The organism is Pseudanabaena sp. BC1403, from assembly GCF_002914585.1.
GTDB lineage: Bacteria > Cyanobacteriota > Cyanobacteriia > Pseudanabaenales > Pseudanabaenaceae > Pseudanabaena.
In genome coordinates this window covers 1-18,387 of record NZ_PDDM01000014.1, presented here as the reverse complement: position 1 = coordinate 18,387, position 18,387 = coordinate 1, and the positions used below count along the sequence as shown (strand labels likewise).

Annotated in this window: 11 protein-coding genes; 5 read left to right on the top strand and 6 right to left on the bottom strand. The window is 43.9% G+C overall.

Annotated elements, in window-relative coordinates; genetic code table 11:
- Positions 1-136 precede the first annotated feature (136 nt).
- Positions 137-4,774, bottom strand: coding sequence for a glutamate synthase large subunit (gltB, locus tag CQ839_RS13660; protein ID WP_103668958.1), 4,638 nt, complete (start codon positions 4,772-4,774; stop codon positions 137-139).
- 249 nt (positions 4,775-5,023) lie between these two features.
- Between gltB and CQ839_RS13655 the strand changes: the two genes are divergently transcribed.
- The 3 genes from CQ839_RS13655 to CQ839_RS13640 all read left to right on the top strand — a co-directional run bounded on the left by CQ839_RS13655 (position 5,024) and on the right by CQ839_RS13640 (position 11,779).
- Complete coding sequence (locus tag CQ839_RS13655) at positions 5,024-5,431, top strand: EVE domain-containing protein (RefSeq protein WP_103668840.1); 408 nt, start codon at positions 5,024-5,026, stop codon at positions 5,429-5,431.
- Between the two features lie 227 nt (positions 5,432-5,658).
- On the top strand, positions 5,659-6,162 hold the full coding sequence (locus CQ839_RS13650) for a hypothetical protein (RefSeq protein WP_103668839.1): 504 nt from the start codon (positions 5,659-5,661) through the stop codon (positions 6,160-6,162).
- Positions 6,163-6,373: 211 nt separating this feature from the next.
- Positions 6,374-11,779 (top strand): ATP-binding sensor histidine kinase, encoded by a 5,406-nt coding sequence (locus tag CQ839_RS13640; RefSeq protein ID WP_103668837.1) that lies wholly within the window; start codon positions 6,374-6,376, stop codon positions 11,777-11,779.
- Positions 11,780-11,865: 86 nt separating this feature from the next.
- On the opposite strand, the gene CQ839_RS13635 is transcribed toward CQ839_RS13640, so the two are convergent.
- A complete protein-coding gene (locus CQ839_RS13635; protein WP_103668836.1) occupies positions 11,866-12,618 on the bottom strand; it encodes a GvpL/GvpF family gas vesicle protein in 753 nt (250 codons plus the stop codon).
- Between the two features lie 55 nt (positions 12,619-12,673).
- Positions 12,674-13,624: a metallophosphoesterase gene (locus tag CQ839_RS13630; protein ID WP_103668835.1), complete on the bottom strand. Its 951-nt coding sequence runs from the start codon at positions 13,622-13,624 to the stop codon at positions 12,674-12,676.
- Positions 13,625-13,982: 358 nt separating this feature from the next.
- On the opposite strand from CQ839_RS13630, the gene rlmN reads away from it, so the two are divergent.
- Complete coding sequence (gene rlmN / locus CQ839_RS13625; protein WP_103668834.1) at positions 13,983-15,053, top strand: 23S rRNA (adenine(2503)-C(2))-methyltransferase RlmN; 1,071 nt, start codon at positions 13,983-13,985, stop codon at positions 15,051-15,053.
- A gap of 43 nt (positions 15,054-15,096) precedes the next feature.
- On the opposite strand, the gene thiL is transcribed toward rlmN, so the two are convergent.
- Positions 15,097-16,110 (bottom strand): thiamine-phosphate kinase, encoded by a 1,014-nt coding sequence (gene thiL, locus CQ839_RS13620; protein ID WP_103668833.1) that lies wholly within the window; start codon positions 16,108-16,110, stop codon positions 15,097-15,099.
- 309 nt (positions 16,111-16,419) lie between these two features.
- Positions 16,420-17,478 carry an N-acetyl-gamma-glutamyl-phosphate reductase gene (gene argC, locus CQ839_RS13615; protein ID WP_103668832.1) on the bottom strand — a complete coding sequence of 353 codons (1,059 nt, stop codon included), beginning with the start codon at positions 17,476-17,478 and terminating at the stop codon, positions 16,420-16,422.
- Between the two features lie 309 nt (positions 17,479-17,787).
- Between argC and CQ839_RS13610 the strand changes: the two genes are divergently transcribed.
- Positions 17,788-18,123, top strand: coding sequence for a hypothetical protein (locus CQ839_RS13610; RefSeq protein WP_258040734.1), 336 nt, complete (start codon positions 17,788-17,790; stop codon positions 18,121-18,123).
- Positions 18,124-18,138: 15 nt separating this feature from the next.
- Here CQ839_RS13610 and CQ839_RS13605 read toward each other — a convergent pair.
- On the bottom strand, positions 18,139-18,387 hold a 249-nt coding region (locus tag CQ839_RS13605; protein WP_181016170.1), incomplete at its 5' end, for a transposase.

Sequence of the window (18,387 nt, the reverse complement as noted above, 5' to 3'; positions counted from 1 at the left end):
AAGGTTTGCTGAGGGCGATCGCTATGGTTAACAACTAAGGAAAAGGAAATAGCTGATTTTTATCTTGTGTGAGATAAGGAATCGCCAATAGTTTCATTGACAAAAAAGAGAGGGGCGCGAAGCACCCCTCTCTTTTTTAAACCGTTGCGACTACAGGCACTGCATCCGTAGCTTCAGGGCTATTCTGCTCCGAAGGCGGCACGACTTGCCAGAACTTCGGTAAATAGCTCGACCATTCATCGAGAATTTCCTTTGCTCGGCTACTACCAGTATTCTCATAGGTAGATTGAATCAGCTCTTTTAACTGGCTTTCACCTGCGGCAGTGCAAACTCTCTGGACTTTGAGAACCTCTTGACTGAGCCGATCGCAAAACTTGCCATCGATATCGAGGAAGTAAGCAATACCGCCCGTCATTCCTGCGCCGACATTGCGACCTGTGGTTCCAAGGACAACAATTACGCCACCAGTCATGTACTCGCAACAATGATCGCCTGTGCCTTCCACGACTGCTTTCGAGCCAGAGTTCCTTACCCCAAAGCGTTCGCCAGCGCGTCCATGTACGAATAGATATCCGCCTGTTGCGCCATAGAGACAGGTATTACCAATAATTGCGTTATCAGCTGGATTGAAGATGCAATCAGGCTTAGGTTTGATGCTGATTGTGCCACCATTCATACCTTTACCGATGTAGTCATTAGCTTCACCGACTAGCGAGAGATTCAATCCATTGATATTGAATGCGCCGAAGCTTTGACCTGCTGCACCAACAAATTCCAGATTGAGGTTGCTGGCGAGTCCAGAATTACCATATTGCTTTGCGATCACACCTGATACTCTCGCAGGAACTGAGCGATCGGTGTTAACGATCGCATAGGTCTTACTTAAATCAGTTTGATTAGCGATCGCCTGTTGGACTTCAATATCTGCCAAAATCTCATCATCTAGAACAGCACCATTACTATGGGAAGTTGGTGAATGCTCTAACCAACTGCGATCGATTTTGGTGTCAGGGAGATTAATCAAGCAGCCCATGTCAACCTGATTGAGGTCGAGCTTAGCAAGCTTGAGATCTTGACGTTGTGCTAACAAATCAGAACGTCCGATGATGTCTTTGAGAGATTTGTAACCCAGCTTGGCAAGAATTTGACGAACTTCTTCAGCAACAAAGTAGAGGAAGTTGACCACATGTTCTGGAGTCCCAGGGAAGCGCTTGCGGAACTGCTCTAGTTGCGAGGTTACGCCAACGGGACACTTGTTCGTATGGCAAACTCGCGCCATGATGCAGCCTTCAGCAATCATCGCCGCTGTACCGAAGCCATATTCTTCGCCACCGAGAAGCGCTGCGATCGCAACGTCCCATCCAGTTTTAAAGCCGCCATCAACACGTAATAATACGCGATCGCGCAATTTATTACCCATCAATACCGTATGCACTTCTGCTAAACCAAGTTCCCAAGGTGAGCCAGCGTGCTTAATCGAGCTCAGGGGTGAAGCACCCGTACCGCCATCATAGCCAGAGATTTGGATGATGTCGGCATTGGCTTTGGCAACACCCGCTGCGATCGTGCCAATACCGATTTCGGATACTAGTTTTACAGATACCTTGGCGGTGGGATTGATTTGGTGTAAATCAAAGATTAGCTGCGCCAAGTCTTCAATAGAATAGATATCATGGTGAGGCGGTGGTGAAATCAGAGAAACTCCAGCTTTAGAATTTCGCAGCATGGCGATGTAGCTGCTGACTTTTGGTCCTGGCAACTGTCCGCCTTCACCAGGCTTCGCTCCTTGAGCGACTTTAATCTCTAGTTGATTGGAACTGACTAGATAGGAAGGAGTAACACCAAAACGTCCCGATGCGATTTGCTTAATTGCCGAGTTAGCTGTGTCGCCATTTTTTAAACCCTTGAGGTGAGGGAATGTTGCCGAAATTCCATTCGCATCCACATCATTAATGGGTAAATAACGAATTGGATCTTCTCCACCTTCACCACAATTAGATTTGCCGCCAACGCGATTCATGGCGATCGCAAGGACTTCATGGGCTTCACGACTCAATGCTCCAAGGGACATTGCACCAGTACAAAAGCGTTTAAGAATTTTTGAGACATCTTCGACTTCTTCTAAGGGAATACTAGGGCGATCGCTCTTAAATTCGAGTAAGTCACGCAGCGCCGTTGGAGTGCGATTTTGCAATTGAGTACGATAGACTTCGTAATGGTCATAGCCATCACCCGCCACTGCTTTATGCAATGCTTTCGCCATTTCAGGGCTGTTCATATGGTATTCACCTGTGGGGCGATACTGCACAAAACCATAATTTTCCAGCTTTTTGATTTGCAACTCAGGAAAAGCTTGAGAATGGAAGCTAAGTAATTCTGAAGCAATATCAGCGAAGTTAACACCACCAACGCGAGAAACTGTTCCCTTAAAGCAATTAGCAATTACTTCTGTACCAATGCCGATCGCTTCAAAAATTTGTGCGCCGCTATAGCTAGACAGTAGCGAAATTCCCATCTTCGAGAGGATCTTTAATAAGCCGCCTTCAACTGCTTTACGATAGCTATCTTGAACTTGAGCAATTGTGAGAGACTTGATTTTGCCCTGCTGCATCTGCATTTGAGTCTTCGCTTTACCCCACCAATGGCGCGTAGTTTCAAAAGCGAGGTAAGGACAAATAGCACTGGCTCCATAGCCGATCAAGCAAGCAAAATGATGGGTACTCCAGCATTGCGCCGTTTCCACAACAATCGAAGCCTTCATGCGAATCCCTTCAGCACAGAGGCGGTGATGGACTGCGCCCACGGCTAACAAAGGGGGAATGTAGGCATTATCAGCATTAAGTAGGCGATCGCTTAAAATTAACAGCTTTGCGCCATTGCGAACTGCTGCTACGGCAGCATCACTGATCTTGGCGATCGCATCTTTTAGCCCGTCAGATCCTGATGCGATCGGGAACAACATATCTAATTTTGTTGAAGCAAAACCTAAGGATTGGAGATCCTCAAGTTCTGCTTCATTGATTACAGGACTTTTGATCTTAATCTGATGGGCAGCTTCAGGAGTAGCGAGAAGCAAATTCGCTCTTTCTCCCAAAAACATCGATAAAGACATCACCGTTCCTTCTCGCAGAGGATCAATCGGTGGATTTGTCACCTGTGCGAAACGTTGCTTGAAGTAATCGTAAAGAAGATGTGGGCGCTGTGACAGAAAAGCAAGTGGCGCATCATCTCCCATACAAAATACTGGCTCTTTCGCATCTTGAGCCATCGCTTCGATCACCATTTCCACATCTTCGAGGGTGTAACCAAATGCGGTTTGATAGGTGAGAACTTTCTGTTCATCGAGTGTTGGCGCTTCTGCAAAAGGCTTGATTTCTAGATTTTTGCGATATTGTTTAATCCATTCGCCATAAGGATGCGCCTTGGCAACCCGTTCCTTAATTTCCCAGTTGTACAGAATTTCATGGGTCTGCAAATCAACAGCGATGGTTTGCCCAGGGCCAAGGCGACCTTTTTCGATAATTTCCGTTTCAGGAATATCGACGGTTCCAGCCTCAGAGCTAACGATTACCATCCCGTCTTTGGTAATCATGTAACGGGCTGGACGCAAGCCATTGCGATCGAGAGCAGCAGCGACAATTTTGCCATCACTGAAGGCTAGCAACGCGGGGCCGTCCCATGCCTCTTGTAATCCACTGTAATACTCATAGAAATCAACAATTGCTTGACGATCGCTTAAATCTGGTTGGTTCTCATAGGCTTCTGGCACAAGGATCATCATCGCTTCTAGCGGACTATGCCCAGTCTCAATTAGCAATTCAAAAACATGATCGAGTGTTGCTGAATCGCTTTCATTGGGCTTGAGAATTGGCAATAAATCTTTGAGGCGATCGCCCTTTGCGTCCACCCAATTAGGGTGAGCGAGATCACCCTGACGCGCGAGAAACCAATTGGTATTTCCTTGCAAAGTATTAATTTCGCCATTGTGACCAAGAAACCGCATTGGCTGAGCAAGAGGCCATTTTGGTAATGTGTTGGTACTAAATCTTCGGTGATAGATGGCGTAAGGCGAGACATAATCAGGATTTTGCAGATCCTCATAAAAAGCATCCAATATCGCTGATCGCACCATCCCTTTATAAATTACAGTCGCGTTAGAAAGAGAGGGAACATAAAAATCGCTGGGTAGATTGGGCGCAAGCTTTTTTACTTCGAGTTTAATCCGACGACGGGTTATGTAAATTGCCCTTTCGATTTGTTCAAGCTTTTGATGTTCTGCATCTGCTGCAAAAATTGCTTGCTCGATATGCGGTTGATTTTCTCTAGCCTGTACGCCTAATACTTGTGGTTGCACAGGTACAATTCGCCATCGCAGCAGGTTTAGCCCTTCTTCTTTAGCAATTTTTTCGGTGATTTCGCGACATTCATCGGCGCGATCGCGATCTTGTGGAAAGAAAAACATCCCCAACGCCGAATGCTCAGGATCGATGGTCAAATCTGCAAATTCTTTTTGTAACAGCGCCCAAGGAATTGCCGTCATCAAACCTGCGCCATCACCCGAATCTTGGTCAGCGCTACAGCCGCCACGATGTTCCATACAAGTCAAAGCTTTCAGAGCGTTGCTAATAATTTTATGACTAGCGCGACCTTCCTTGTCAGCAATAAACCCCACTCCACAGGCATCACGCTCTTCCACTAGCCAATATGGCCCTGGGATCAAATTAGTAGTTCCAGACTGATTAGACTGACTTGTATTCACGCGGCTCATTTCCATCGGATTAGTTTCGTTGCTATCAAAAAATATATAACGCAAAGCAAAGCTTTCGACAAAAGTTGCCTGATTAACTTGCTGCATGGGGCATTAATGATTATAAGCTACAAGGATTTTACTTGTGTTCTGATGACTACACTTTCTGAGTACAGTCTCAATAGTGATCCCCAAGCCCCCAAAAGTAGGGCGCTTCGCGCCCTACTTTTGGGGCTTGAGATCGGTATACTGTGATTGTTGCAAATGTTTTTAAAAATGGCTTACTGGTTACTCAAAAGTGAACCCCATGTTTATTCCTACGCCGATCTAGAGCGCGATCGCCAAACAATTTGGGATGGCGTGAATAATAATTTGGCGCTCAAGCATATTCGTACGATGCAGCCCGAAGATCTAGCGCTGATCTATCACACAGGAGATGAGCGTCAGGCTATGGGTATTGCTGAAGTAATTACAATGCCGTATGTTGACCCAAAATTAGATGATCCTAAACGAGCTGTGGTCGATGTCAAAGCCGTGCGATCGCTACCTCAGCCCGTCACCCTTGCTCAAATCAAACAAGATCCTGATTTTGAAGGCTTTGACCTAATTCGCATTAGTCGCTTGTCAGTCGTTCCTGTATCTGAAACCCATTGGCAAAAGATTTTAAAACTTGCCAATCTCTAAAATTTACCCCACCCTAACCCTCCCTTTGCAAAGGGGAGGGAACAAGATTTCTGGTTTTTCCCTTTCCAAGGTGAAATTAAACGGGGCAATTCCGACTTCTGCCAATGTGATGGGAGCCTGTTCATGAGAAATACCCTAAAGTTAGTCAAATCCAAAGGGTGTGCCTAACTTTTTAGATCGCTTTGCACTATACGATATTGGCTAGCAGTTAATCGTTTTTTTAATATATGAACTATTTGGTTAGTGTTTGGAGCGATCGCATGAAGGCTGAAGAAGTTTATACAAGACTAGAATCAGCAAATTTTCCGATGCAAGCAATTTCGATTTTAGGCAAAGGTTACAAAAGCGCTGAAGAATTTGGCTTTATCGATCCGCTTGTACAAGGTCGCAAACAAGCTTTTCAAATGTCATATTGGCTTGTCCCGTTTGGCTTTTTTGCAGGGATTGGTTTTAGTCTCGTCACTGATTTACATACTTTCTCTTGGGCTGGACCGATCGGTAATCATGCGATCGGTGGTTTATTAGGTGCTTTTGGCGGTGCGATGGGAAGCATATTTGTTGGAGGTGGTGTCGGCGTGGCAACTAGCAGCGATTCGGTTCCTCTCCGCAATCGTCTTGATGAAGGCAAATATCTAATCGTTGTCCAAGGTACAGATAATCAGATAGTTCGTGCCAATCAAATTATGCGTCCCTTACGTCCAGAAAATATTCAGGGTTACATTGCCCCCTAAATTATTAACTGAAATTACTTGGGACGCGGAAGATGAATCTCTTGCTGGTAGAGAAGCAGGGCAACCACGGAGGGATTGCCCCCTACCCCCAAATTCAAAGATTCTCGTAGGCGCTGTGGATGTAACTCTGTATGATGCGATCGCTCTAAAACTTGGGAATGCTATAAGGGTAATTGCACCAAATTAGGTTTAGCTTCCTCCATTCCAACCTATGAAGCCTTTAAGCAGCACCGCACCTCATTCATACCCTGAGATTTCTGGCTATAGCATTGTTGAGCAACTCTATCTGGGTTCTCGAACAGCAGTCTATCGTGCGTTACAAACTTTGACTCAGCGTCCGATGGTGATTAAGGTACTGCGGCGAGACTATCCAAGCTTTGGTGAGTTGGTGCAGTTTCGCAATCAATATGCGATTACCAAAAATCTCTCCATTCCTGGTATTGTCCAACCTTTGAAGCTAGAAACTGTGGGGAGTGGCTATGCTCTGGTGATGGAAGATTGGGGTGGGGTCGCATTAGGGAAATACCTCCAGCAGCATTCGTTGGCATTAACAGATGTGATGGCGATCGCCATCCAAATTACAGATATCCTCCATGATCTTATCCAGCATCGGGTGGTGCATAAGGACATTAAACCCGCCAATATTCTGATTCATCCCGACACAAAACAAGTCAAACTGATCGACTTTAGTATTGCTTCTTTACTGCCCAAGGAAACGCAGGAAATTCAATGCCCTAACATTCTAGAAGGAACATTGGCTTATTTAGCACCAGAACAAACAGGACGGATGAATCGCGGTATCGATTATCGTGCTGATTTTTATGCCTTAGGTGTTACTCTGTATCAACTCTTGACAGGAATATTGCCCTTTACATCGGATGATCCGTTAGAGCTAATGCATTGTCACATTGCCAAGGTGCCAGAGCCCGTTGATCAGGTGAATCCCGATGTGCCTACTCAGGTGGCGAAAATAGTTATGAGACTGATGGCAAAAAATGCCGAAGATCGCTATCAAAGTGCCTTGGGACTTAAACATGATTTGGAACTGTGTTTAACCCAGTGGCAAGCAATGGGTTTGATTACTGAATTTGAATTAGGTCAACGCGATTTGAGCGATCGCTTCCTCGTCCCCGAAAAACTCTATGGGCGAAAAACTGAAGTAGCGCAGTTATTAGAGGCATTTGAGCGGGTTTCAGATGGAAGTTCAGAGCTAATGCTGGTCTCTGGATTCTCAGGCATTGGCAAAACTGCGTTGGTCAATGAAGTGCATAAGCCGATTGCGCGACAACGAGGCTACTTCATCAAAGGTAAATTCGATCAGTTTAATCGCAATATTCCTCTCTCGGCATTTGTGCAAGCCTTGCGTGATTTGATGTGGCAATTGCTCTCCGAGCCAGACGAGCAACTAGCTCAATGGCTAGCCAAGATTTTGGCTGCTGTAGGTGAAAATGGGCAAGTACTGATAGATGTGATTCCTGAACTGGAGCAGATTATCGGCAAACAACCTCCTGCCATAGAGCTTTCTGGCAGTGCTGCCCAGAATCGGTTTAACTTACTGTTCCAAAAGTTTATTGAAGTCTTTACTACCGCAGAACATCCATTGGTGCTCTTTTTGGATGATTTGCAGTGGGCTGATTTGGCTTCGTTGCAATTGCTCAAATTGTTGATGAGTGACAATGGCTATTTGCTGATATTGGGAGCCTATCGGGACAATGAGGTTTCGCCTGCCCACCCATTTATCTTGACGGTGGAAGAACTTAAGAAAGCTAAGGTGATTCTGAATACCATTACATTAGTACCATTAGCTTTTGATGATACCAATCACTTGGTTGCCGACACTTTGAATTGTTCAAGGGAACTCGCTCAACCTCTCACTGAATTAATTGATCGTAAGACTAAAGGCAATCCATTTTTTACGACTCAGTTTCTCAAAGCATTGTATGAAGATGGACAGATTACCTTCGATCATAATCGCCGCTATTGGACATGCGATATTGCTGAAGTGAAAGAACTGGCTCTCACGGATGATGTCGTAGAATTTATGGCATTGCAATTGCAGAAGTTACCAGCAGAGGCACAGCAGGTGCTGAAGTTGGCCGCTTGCGTTGGTAATCAGTTTGATTTGACTACCTTGTCAATTGTGTCTGAGCAGTCACCCAATGCTGCGGCATCGGCGTTGTGGAAAGCTATACAAGAAGGTTTGATTTTACCCACGAGTCAAGTCTATAAGTTCTTTCAAGATACAGAACAGTCGGCTTCTCACGAGTCCGCCAATCCAACCTATCGTTTTCTGCACGATCGCGTCCAACAAGCTGCCTATTTGTTGATTCCTGAGGAACAGAAACAACTGACGCATCTTGCCATTGGACAACTGCTTTTGCAAAATACTGACAAAGCGCAACAAAATGAACGGATTTTTGAGATTGTCAATCAGTTAAATTATGGCATTGCACTTCTTTCTTCACTCGTTCAGCGCGAGCAGTCTGCTCAATTAAATCTGAAGGCAGGTCGAAAAGCTAAGAAATCAACATCCTATAGTGCAGCACAGCATTATCTCGCTCAGGGGATACAGTTATTAAAGGCAAGTGGTTGGGATGTTAATCCTAATCTGATGCAAGACTTGTACGAGGAAGCAGCAGAAGTAGCGTTGCTGAATTGTGATTTTGAGCAGATGGAATCTTTGATTCAGGTTGTGTTGCGGCGTACTAATACCTTACTTGATCAAGTGAAAGTATACGAGATCAAACTCCAAGCATATCAAGTGCAAAATCAACAGCTTCAGGCAATTACGGTTGGTCGAGAAATCCTTCAGAAATTGGGGATAAGTTTTCCTGAGTCAATCAGCTCTTTAGAAATTCAACAGTACGTCGAAAACACGTTGGCATCTTTACCAAGTTGCGAGATCGAGGAGTTAGTAAACCTCCCAGTAATGCAGGAGGTCAATGCTTTAGCGGCTTTACGAATTATGACTAGCCTTGTTCCATCCGTGCATCAGGCAGCTCCCCACCTTTTCCCAATTATTGCCTGTGAAGAGGTCAATTTATCGCTTAAATATGGTAATTCACCTTTTTCTGCACCAGGATATGCAGATTTTGGAATTATTGTCAGCACTGTGTTAAACAAGCTAGAAGAAGGTTATCAATTTGGACAGCTAGCACTTAAAATCATGGATAAATTCTCTGAAAAATCAGTTCAGAGTATGACTCAGTTTAAGGTCGCTGCATTTAATCAATCGAATCGAGAAAGCATTAAACAAGCGATTAATTTATTGAAGGAGTGCTATCAAGTTGGATTAGAAACAGGAGATGCTGTTCACTCACTTGTTTCCACTTCGTTTAGGTTAATGTATACCTATTTAAGTGGTGTGGAGGGGCTAGAAATATTAGAAGAAGAACTTGCTATTTATCAGGTGAAATTTGCCACAAGTCAACATTTTTTAAGCTGGATGCATATCCTGCGTTATTCTATCAAAAATCTTACTGAGTATAGGGAAGATCCAAGCTGTCTTGGTAGTGATGCAAGCGATGAAGCGGAGTACTTATCAAGCCTTCGTAAAGTAAATGATGAATTAGCGCTCCATCTATTTTATCTGTGTAAGTTGATGTTGAGCTTCGTATTTAGAGATATTACTGCGGCAATTCAGGATGCAGATGCAGGAGAAAAATATCTTAAAGCTGGGATGGGAATGCTTTCTGCACCAGTTTATTATTACTGTGATTCATTAGCTCGTCTCACACTTTATCCAACGGTTGATCCTTTGCAGCAAGTAAAACTTCTTTCTCAGGTTGATGCAAATCAGGAAAAACTAGGCATTTATGCTAGTGCTGCACCGATCAATTATCAACATAAGTATCTTCTGGTAGAGGCATTACGTTGCTGTATTTCAAGCGATATTTCAAATGCGATCGCATATTATGACCAAGCGATCGCAGGAGCCAAAGCGAATGGATTTATCCAAGAAGAGGCTTTAGCCAACGAACTCGCTGCCAAATTCTATCTCGATTGGGGCAAAGAAAAAATTGCCCAAGAGTATCTGACGAATGCCTACTACGGCTATGCTCGCTGGGGCGCAAAAGCCAAAGTACAAGACCTAGAACGTCGCTATCCCCAGATGCTTGCGCCAATTTTGCAACAACAAAAAATGGCTTTGTCGGCAACTGAAACAGTGTTTTCGACAATATCTATAACCACATCTCAAACAGCTAGTACACAATCATCTACTCACAGTAGCACCAGCATTTCTGCCACACTCGACCTCGCAACGGTGCTGAAAGCATCTCAAACCCTGTCCAGCGAAATTCAACTCGACAAGCTCTTGGCAACCTTGCTGCATACGGTTCTCGAAAATGCGGGAGCCGATAAAAGTGCTTTGCTAATGCCCAGTAAAAATCAGTGGTTTGTGGAAGCGATTGCCACCGTCGATCAGCCAGCACAAGTGCAATCCATTGATTTGTCTAGTAGTTCAGAAGTTCCCCAATCATTGATTAATACTGTTAAACGTAGTCGGGAACCTGTGGTGATTGTTGATGCCTCTGTTCATCCCACCTTAGCGACGGATGTTTATGTCTTGCAGCAGCAGCCCAAGAGTATGCTCTGTACCCCAATTTTACAGCAGGGCAAACTTGTGGCAATTTTGTATTTGGAGAATCATGTCACCGTTGGCGCATTTACAAGCGATCGCGTCGAACTGTTGAACTTCCTCTGCGCTCAAGCCGCAATCTCTTTAGAAAATGCTCGGCTCTATCAACAAGCTCAGAACTACGCTCAACAGATTGAACAATCCCAGTTGCAGATTGTCCAAAGCGAAAAAATGGCATCGTTGGGGAATCTTGTTGCTGGGGTTGCCCACGAAATCAATAATCCAATTGGCTTCCTCAATGGCAGCATTAAAAATGCGAAAGACTATGTGCATGATCTTCTCGAACATCTTGCTCTCTATCAGCAACATCATCCCAATCCTGCCGCCTCTGTTCAAGACAATGCAGAAGAGATTGATTTAGAATTCCTGAGCGAAGACTTACCTAAGCTGCTGAACTCTATGAAAGGTGCGACCGATCGCATTAGAGGTATTAGCAACAGTCTGCGCACTTTTTCTCGTGCCGATACTGATCATAAAGTTAGCGCCAACCTGCACGAAGGAATTGATAGTACATTGCTAATTCTCAAATATCGGCTCAAGGCTAACGAATATCGACCTGCTATTGAAGTCATTCAAAATTATGGTGATGTGCCCGCCATTTATTGTTTCCCTGGTCAGTTAAACCAAGTGTTTATGAATATTCTGGCGAATGCGATCGATATTTTTGATGAAGTTGCTCTGCAATCTTCTTTTGCTGATCTACAAGCTAATCCTCAAAAAATTACGATTCAAACTACCTTAACTGCACAAAATGCTATTGAAATCCATTTCTGTGACAATGGTAAGGGGATGACAGAAGATGTCAAAGCTAAAATCTTTGACCATTTGTTTACCACCAAAGAGGTGGGTAAAGGAACAGGATTGGGTTTGGCGATCGCTCGTCAAATCGTTGTAGAAAAACACGGTGGCAGTTTGGAAGTTCAGACAGGGCTAGGTCAAGGTACTAAGTTTTGCATTCGACTGCCGATCATGGGTTGAGACGTATGTTTCTCTACAGAGTTTGCTTTTTAATTCACAAAAGTGTGACAACACTTTTGTGAATTTGGGATAAGCTTTGCTGTAGTTTATTCTCGATCTACATTTACAAAGTTGTAGGGAGCGGTGAAATCGTTGTAGCGGATTCTGAGGCGGTTCTCAAATTGAAGATCTAGTGCTTCAACAGCTGCGGCAAATTCAGGCTCTTTATCCCAATCAATTAAGAAAGAACCATTATAAATCATACTTTCCGTCAGTAATTCTCCCTCAGCATAATCATGGGATAGCGGCTTGAGGGTATCCACAAAAGCATCAATGATGATTTGTTGACGTTGCTCGATCGCAGATTCTAGTTCTTGCCCGATTGCGATCGCTTCATCCATACTCAGCACCTTCCCAACTAAAGCTTCGCGCCTTTGTTGCAAGTCTTTATTTTCAGCTACAGCGAGATTTAATTCTTCATTTTGATTCCAAAAGAGTTTGACACTGACTTCTCGCTTACCGATTAAGTTATCGATCAGTTCTGTAAGTTTTGCCTCGTAAGGAATTAGCAAATCATTTTCCACTTCTTCCCATTCTTCAACCACTAGCCCGAACTGCAAAGGCAAAGGCACTGCTTTATGCGGATCGATCGCCTTCATCAATGTTTCTAAAACTGTTTCGTGGGTAATCAGGTTTGCGCGGCTGGCGAGATATCTCTCCTGCTGAGATTCACTATAGACGATCGCAAAAGGAGGGAGCGGATAAAACTGCACGGGCTGAGCATTCATGCCTTTAAGATCGAGATCTTTAACTAGCTCAATATGATCAGCTTGCAAAATTGCGTACAGGTATAAGCTCATAGTAATTATTGGTTTAGCTAATTTAATGTGAAGTGACGTGAAGAGTCACCTTACATTAAATGGTTTTAGTGATTATGGCGCGATCAAAAACTTTGCCATCGGTGGCGATCGCCTTAGTGATGATTTTATCTTGATAGACATCAAAAGTCATAAAGCTAAACTGCGCACTTACAAAAGCAGTTTGAGGTGATTTACCAAAGCTATATAGTGGAGCACCTCCGCCGCCATTGACAATATAAGTTGTGCCATTAATCGGGGCAAATCTCTCGTAGCCATGATCATGTCCACAAAGATAAAGTGAAACTTTATGCTTCGCAAATATCGGCGCAAGTTTGGCAGCTAATTTAGGATTACTACCATGTCGTCCTGATGAATATAAAGGATGATGTCCAAATACGATTTTCCAAGGAGCTGTACTATTAGCTAACTGACGATCGAGCCATGCAAGCTGCTCTAGCCAAGGAGCATTGTCATTCGTATCGATCGCAAAAAATTCAATAGTTGCCTCAGCAGTATTACCTTTTGTAAACGAATAATAGCGATCGCTCATATTAAAAAGTGGATAATTAATCTGATCGAGTCCATTGTTCGATTTGATAATGTCGTGATTTCCCAATACTGCATAAAATTTCACATTCTCTTTGAGCAATGGGGCATAGGGATCTTCAAAATATGCTTTTGCTAAACTAATTTCACCGTAGGAATAAATATTATCGCCAGCCATCAGTACGAAGGGATAGGGCTTTTGCTGATAGGTTTCCCACATGGACTTAGCGACAGCCATCTGGTCAGGACTACCAAATCCGTTATCTGCGATCGCCGCAAATCTCACTAATGGTTCTTCAGTGGGATCAGTAAAAGTAGGATTATTTTCGGGAGGATTACTGGCTGGAGACTTGGCTAAAACTGGCTCATATTGGTTTTTCGATTTGGAGATCGCCCCATAAATCAATGAGCCAACTACAGGTACACCCAATAATGTCAGTAAAAGTTGACGACGTTTCATAGACTACCAGCGAATATAATGCGAATTTACTATATCAATAAACCTAAGAAAGATCGGCAATAAGATCGGCAATAAAATTCAAATTAATTTGCAGTAACCTTTGCAAAGAGAGGACTAGAGCCGTCAAAAAGATCGGCAATGTCATTGAGGTATAGAGACAAAATCATTGATTTAATGGAACTGCTTCTCAATACTTTGTGTAAAGAAGGATTTTTGATTTCTGACACACCCAAAAGCGCTGTAAGAATTGGATTTCCATTAAAGGCTATAGATCGAATTTTTCCATCCTTATATCCTTCTCAGGCATGTTTGTAAGAAATTTGATAAAATCAATATTAGCCCCATTTGCCAATTTGTCATGACAGCCAATACGTTAACCTCAGCATCTACTAAAGTCCTACCACTATTGGGGCGATCGCAATCTGAACTCACCGAATGGGTCGTAGCGCAAGGGCAACCAAGCTATCGAGGTAAACAGCTCCATGACTGGCTATATAACAAGGGAGCGCGAAGTTTAGAAGATATTACAGTGTTTCCGAAGGCATGGCGCGAAGAATTTGCACAGAATCCGACTGTGGAAATCGGGCGATCGCAGATTCATCTCCACAAAACAACTCGCGATGGTACTGAGAAATTCCTGCTGAAGTTAGCCGATGGAGAAATTGTCGAAACCGTTGGCATTCCCACCAGTAAGCGTCTGACCGTCTGTGTTTCCACCCAAGTCGGCTGTCCTATGGCTTGTGACTTTTGCGCCACGGGTAAAGGCGGATTTCGGCGCAACTTGGCAAAGCATGAAATTATCGATCAAGTGCTGACTGTGCAGGAAGTAATGCAGCAGCGCGTCAGCCATATCGTATTTATGGGCATGGGCGAGCCATTGCTCAATTATGAGAATCTAGTCGGTGCGATCGCTGTGATTAATAAAGACATCGGCATTGGTCAGCGCAATATCACCGTCTCCACCGTCGGCATTCCCAATCAGATCCCTCGCTTTGCGGAAGAGCATCTACAAGTCACTCTCGCTGTCAGCCTTCATGCGCCGACACAAGAAGTTCGCGCCCAAGTAATTCCTTCCGCCGATCGCTATCCATTGATTGCCTTGATGGATGACTGTCGTGAATATGTGGAGATCACGGGTAGGAGAATTAGTTTTGAATATACATTGCTGGCTGGTGTCAATGATGCACCTGAACAAGCCGAGGAACTCGCATATCTAATTCGGGGTTTCCAGAGTCATGTTAATTTGATTCCTTACAACACGGTCAGTGATGCTGATTACAAACGCCCAACCGAAAGAGCGATTCAAGCTTTTGTGCAGGTTCTGGAACATTATAAAGTTGCGGTGAGTGTACGACGGACAAGAGGACTGGAAGCAGATGCTGCCTGTGGTCAGCTAAGAGGACAACATGAAAAGGCGTTAGCCAAATAAGATTGCTTTGAGAATGTTGCGAAGCAACATTCTCAAAGCAATCTTAGGGTGCGAAATGTTGAAAAGCCGATCTCATTTCTAGTCCGTCAATTCGATCGCCATCGATAATCTCACCGATAATCACTGCGCCAGATAGTTGATTTACAAACTTTTCGGCTAAAGACAAAGGCATACATAAAACAAGTTCAAAATCTTCACCGCCATACAATACCCACTCTAAGGCGCGATCGCCTGCCAAAGCCCTTACAGCTCGGTGAATTGGTAGCGATCGCCAATGGATCTTTGCACCAACTTTACTAGCACGACATATTTGGGCGATCGCATCGGCTAATCCATCACTACTATCCATTCCTGAAACAGGAAAATCAGTTGGATGATTTTGCTGGTTGAGAATCTTATGCAAAATCGCGATCGCATCAAAACGGGGAATTGGTCGCTGATGGTAATGACAGATTGCTTGAACTAAATCCTCTCCCGCTAGAATCTGATTGCCAATCAGCATCGGCACTAATAACTCCTCTTTTAACTCTTCTTTAAGTAGAAGTTCTAAACCAGCTTTTGAAAGTCCATGCAAACCCGTCATCACAATCACATCACCAACTCGCGCCGTATGTCTCTGAATGACTTGAGTTTTCGGTACTTGACCAAAGGCAGTTACCGATAAAGTCCGCACAGGCGATCGCACAGTATCGCCGCCCACCAATTCAGTGCCATAGGTTTGTAAACATTCACTAAAGCCACGATATACACCTTCAATCCAAGCAATCTCGGTATCAGGTGGTAGTCCCACCGACATGACCAATCCCCAAGGCTTAGCACCCATCGCAGCAAGATCAGATAAGTTCACAGCGGCAGCACGCCAACCAACATCTTCTGGGCTAGTGGTGCGATCGCTAAAATGCACACCATCGATCAACATATCTGTCGTCGCCACCATTTGGCGATCGGGCAAAGTTGCGCCCATGGGCGCTGCGTCATCCCCCACCACCGCACTACAATATTGCCGAAATATCTTCAGCAATCCTTGCTCACCCAAACTTTTAACTGTTGCTGTCATTTGTATATCGTTAAGGATGAGCGAAGCAAAGCGTCGCCCATCACTAATACCAAAACACAAAATGGCGTAGCCATTTTGTGTTTTTAAAACCCTTACTGGATTTGGTTTTTAATTCACAAAAGTGTTGCCACACTTTTGTGAATTGGTATAACCCACTTCAACCAAGTATATGACGCAAATAAGCCAAGAACTTGAGTTCTTGGCTTATTTGCTTAATTCCACTGAAGTGGACTCCGTAGTCCTATTAATTAACCCGTTTCAACGGGTTTGAGCTTTTAGCCCGCACTTGAGTGCAGGGCTAATACGTATTTAAGGATAGAAAGTTAGCTTAGGCAGAGCCAATGACTCTTCCCAGCCCATCATGATATTCATACATTGCACAGCTTGGGCAGCCTGTCCTTTCATCAGGTTATCGATCGCAGACACTACAATTACTCGACCTGTGCGTTCATCGACTTCGACACCGAGATAGCAAAGATTAGTACCTAAAGCCCATTTGGTTTGTGGGAAAATATTTTTGGGCAAAACCTGCACCCATTCTGAGTTGCGATAAAAAGATTTATAGATAGTAAGAATATCGTCTTTCACCAAACCAGGGTCGCGTAACTTAGCATATACCGTCGAAAGAATGCCGCGAATCATCGGAATTAGATGCGGTGTGAATTGCACTAGAACATCCTGACCTGCCATATCACTACAGATCTGTTCAATCTCAGGAGTATGTCTGTGGCTAGCAATACCATAGGCAGCAAGAGATCCATCTGCTTCGGCTAGTAATAAATTAGTTTTAGGCTGACGACCACCACCCGATGTACCAGACTTAGCATCAATGATGATCGTACTAGGATCAACTAGACCTTGCTTTAGTAAAGGCTGTAGAGCTAATAGACTAGCAGTGGGATAGCAACCAGCACAGCCAACCAAGTTAGCGGTAGCAATGCGATCGCGATAAATTTCTGGCAATCCATAGACCGCCTTGGAATTAACTTCAGCGTCAGTCCGTGCCTCCTTGTACCAAGATTCATAAACTTGTAGATCGGTGAAGCGATAATCTGCGGATAGATCGAGGACTTTGCAACCCTTAGCTAGCAGACGTGGTGCAATTTTACTGGCTAAACCATTTGGTAATGACAAGAAGACAATCTTGCAACGATCAGCGATCGCTTCAGGTTCAAGGTTTTCGATGGGCAGGTTAACTGCATGGGCAATGTGCGGATATAGATCGGCAAAATTTTGACCTACAGAGCCACTTCCACCCATGTAAGTAATGTTCACCAATGGATGCTCTAGGAGCAGTCTGACCAATTGGATGCCACCATAACCCGAAGCGCCAATAATACCTACGGGAACTCGATCCTGTGCGCTCATACCCTTACTCCATCAAAAAAATATTGCAAATGCTTTTCACATTTGGGGTAACAACTTAGCATAAGCCAAGCCCTATCCCAAATTAACTAAATACTTAGACATAATTAAAAAACAAATCTCAAAGCTGTAATGCCTACACAGCAGTCATTACAGCTTTTTAGGCTTACATTTAATTGTTCCTAGCTACTTATCAAAATTAAGGCTTGACATCAGAATGACGCATCCCGCCATTGATAACCATTCATCACAATAAACGAAAAGTCTATTTAAATTGGAAACATTAGAAACATTTGATTCATAGGTATAGTTTTGGCAGGGCAACAATTCGCGCCTGATAGCGCTAACTTCATTACATGGAAACAAGATGAGACGACAGCAATTTTGCGCGATCTCGGAGATAACGGTATTAGTTACGCAACGACTACTCAAGTAGAAAAGCAAGAAATCGTGAGGATTTTGCCAATTAATGGTGTAGCCCCAACAGATATTGATAGCGTGAAGGCTGGGAAATACCCCATCAGTCGTAGTTTATTTTTAGCGGCAAAGAAAACAACTAGCCCTGTTGTCAAACAATTTATCGAGTTTGCACTTTCCCCGCAGGGGCAACAAATCGGGCAGAATTTAGGATTTATTTCAGTTCAATAAACAACTTATACCAAATCACAAAAGAGAGGCAACAGATAGAGCATCCAGTATGGAATCTCTACCGACAAGGGAAGCAATGACAGATTTAGTCATTTCGGAGAGACGATTCTTCACCAAAAGCCGCAACTCATCCATATTTTTGGGTAAAGTAAAGCGCAACCCTTGCTTCAAATATAACCAAACGCGCTCAATTGGGTTTAATTCTGGAGAATGAGCAGGCTGAAATATCAAAATGATATTGCTCGGCAATCGTAACCGCTTAGC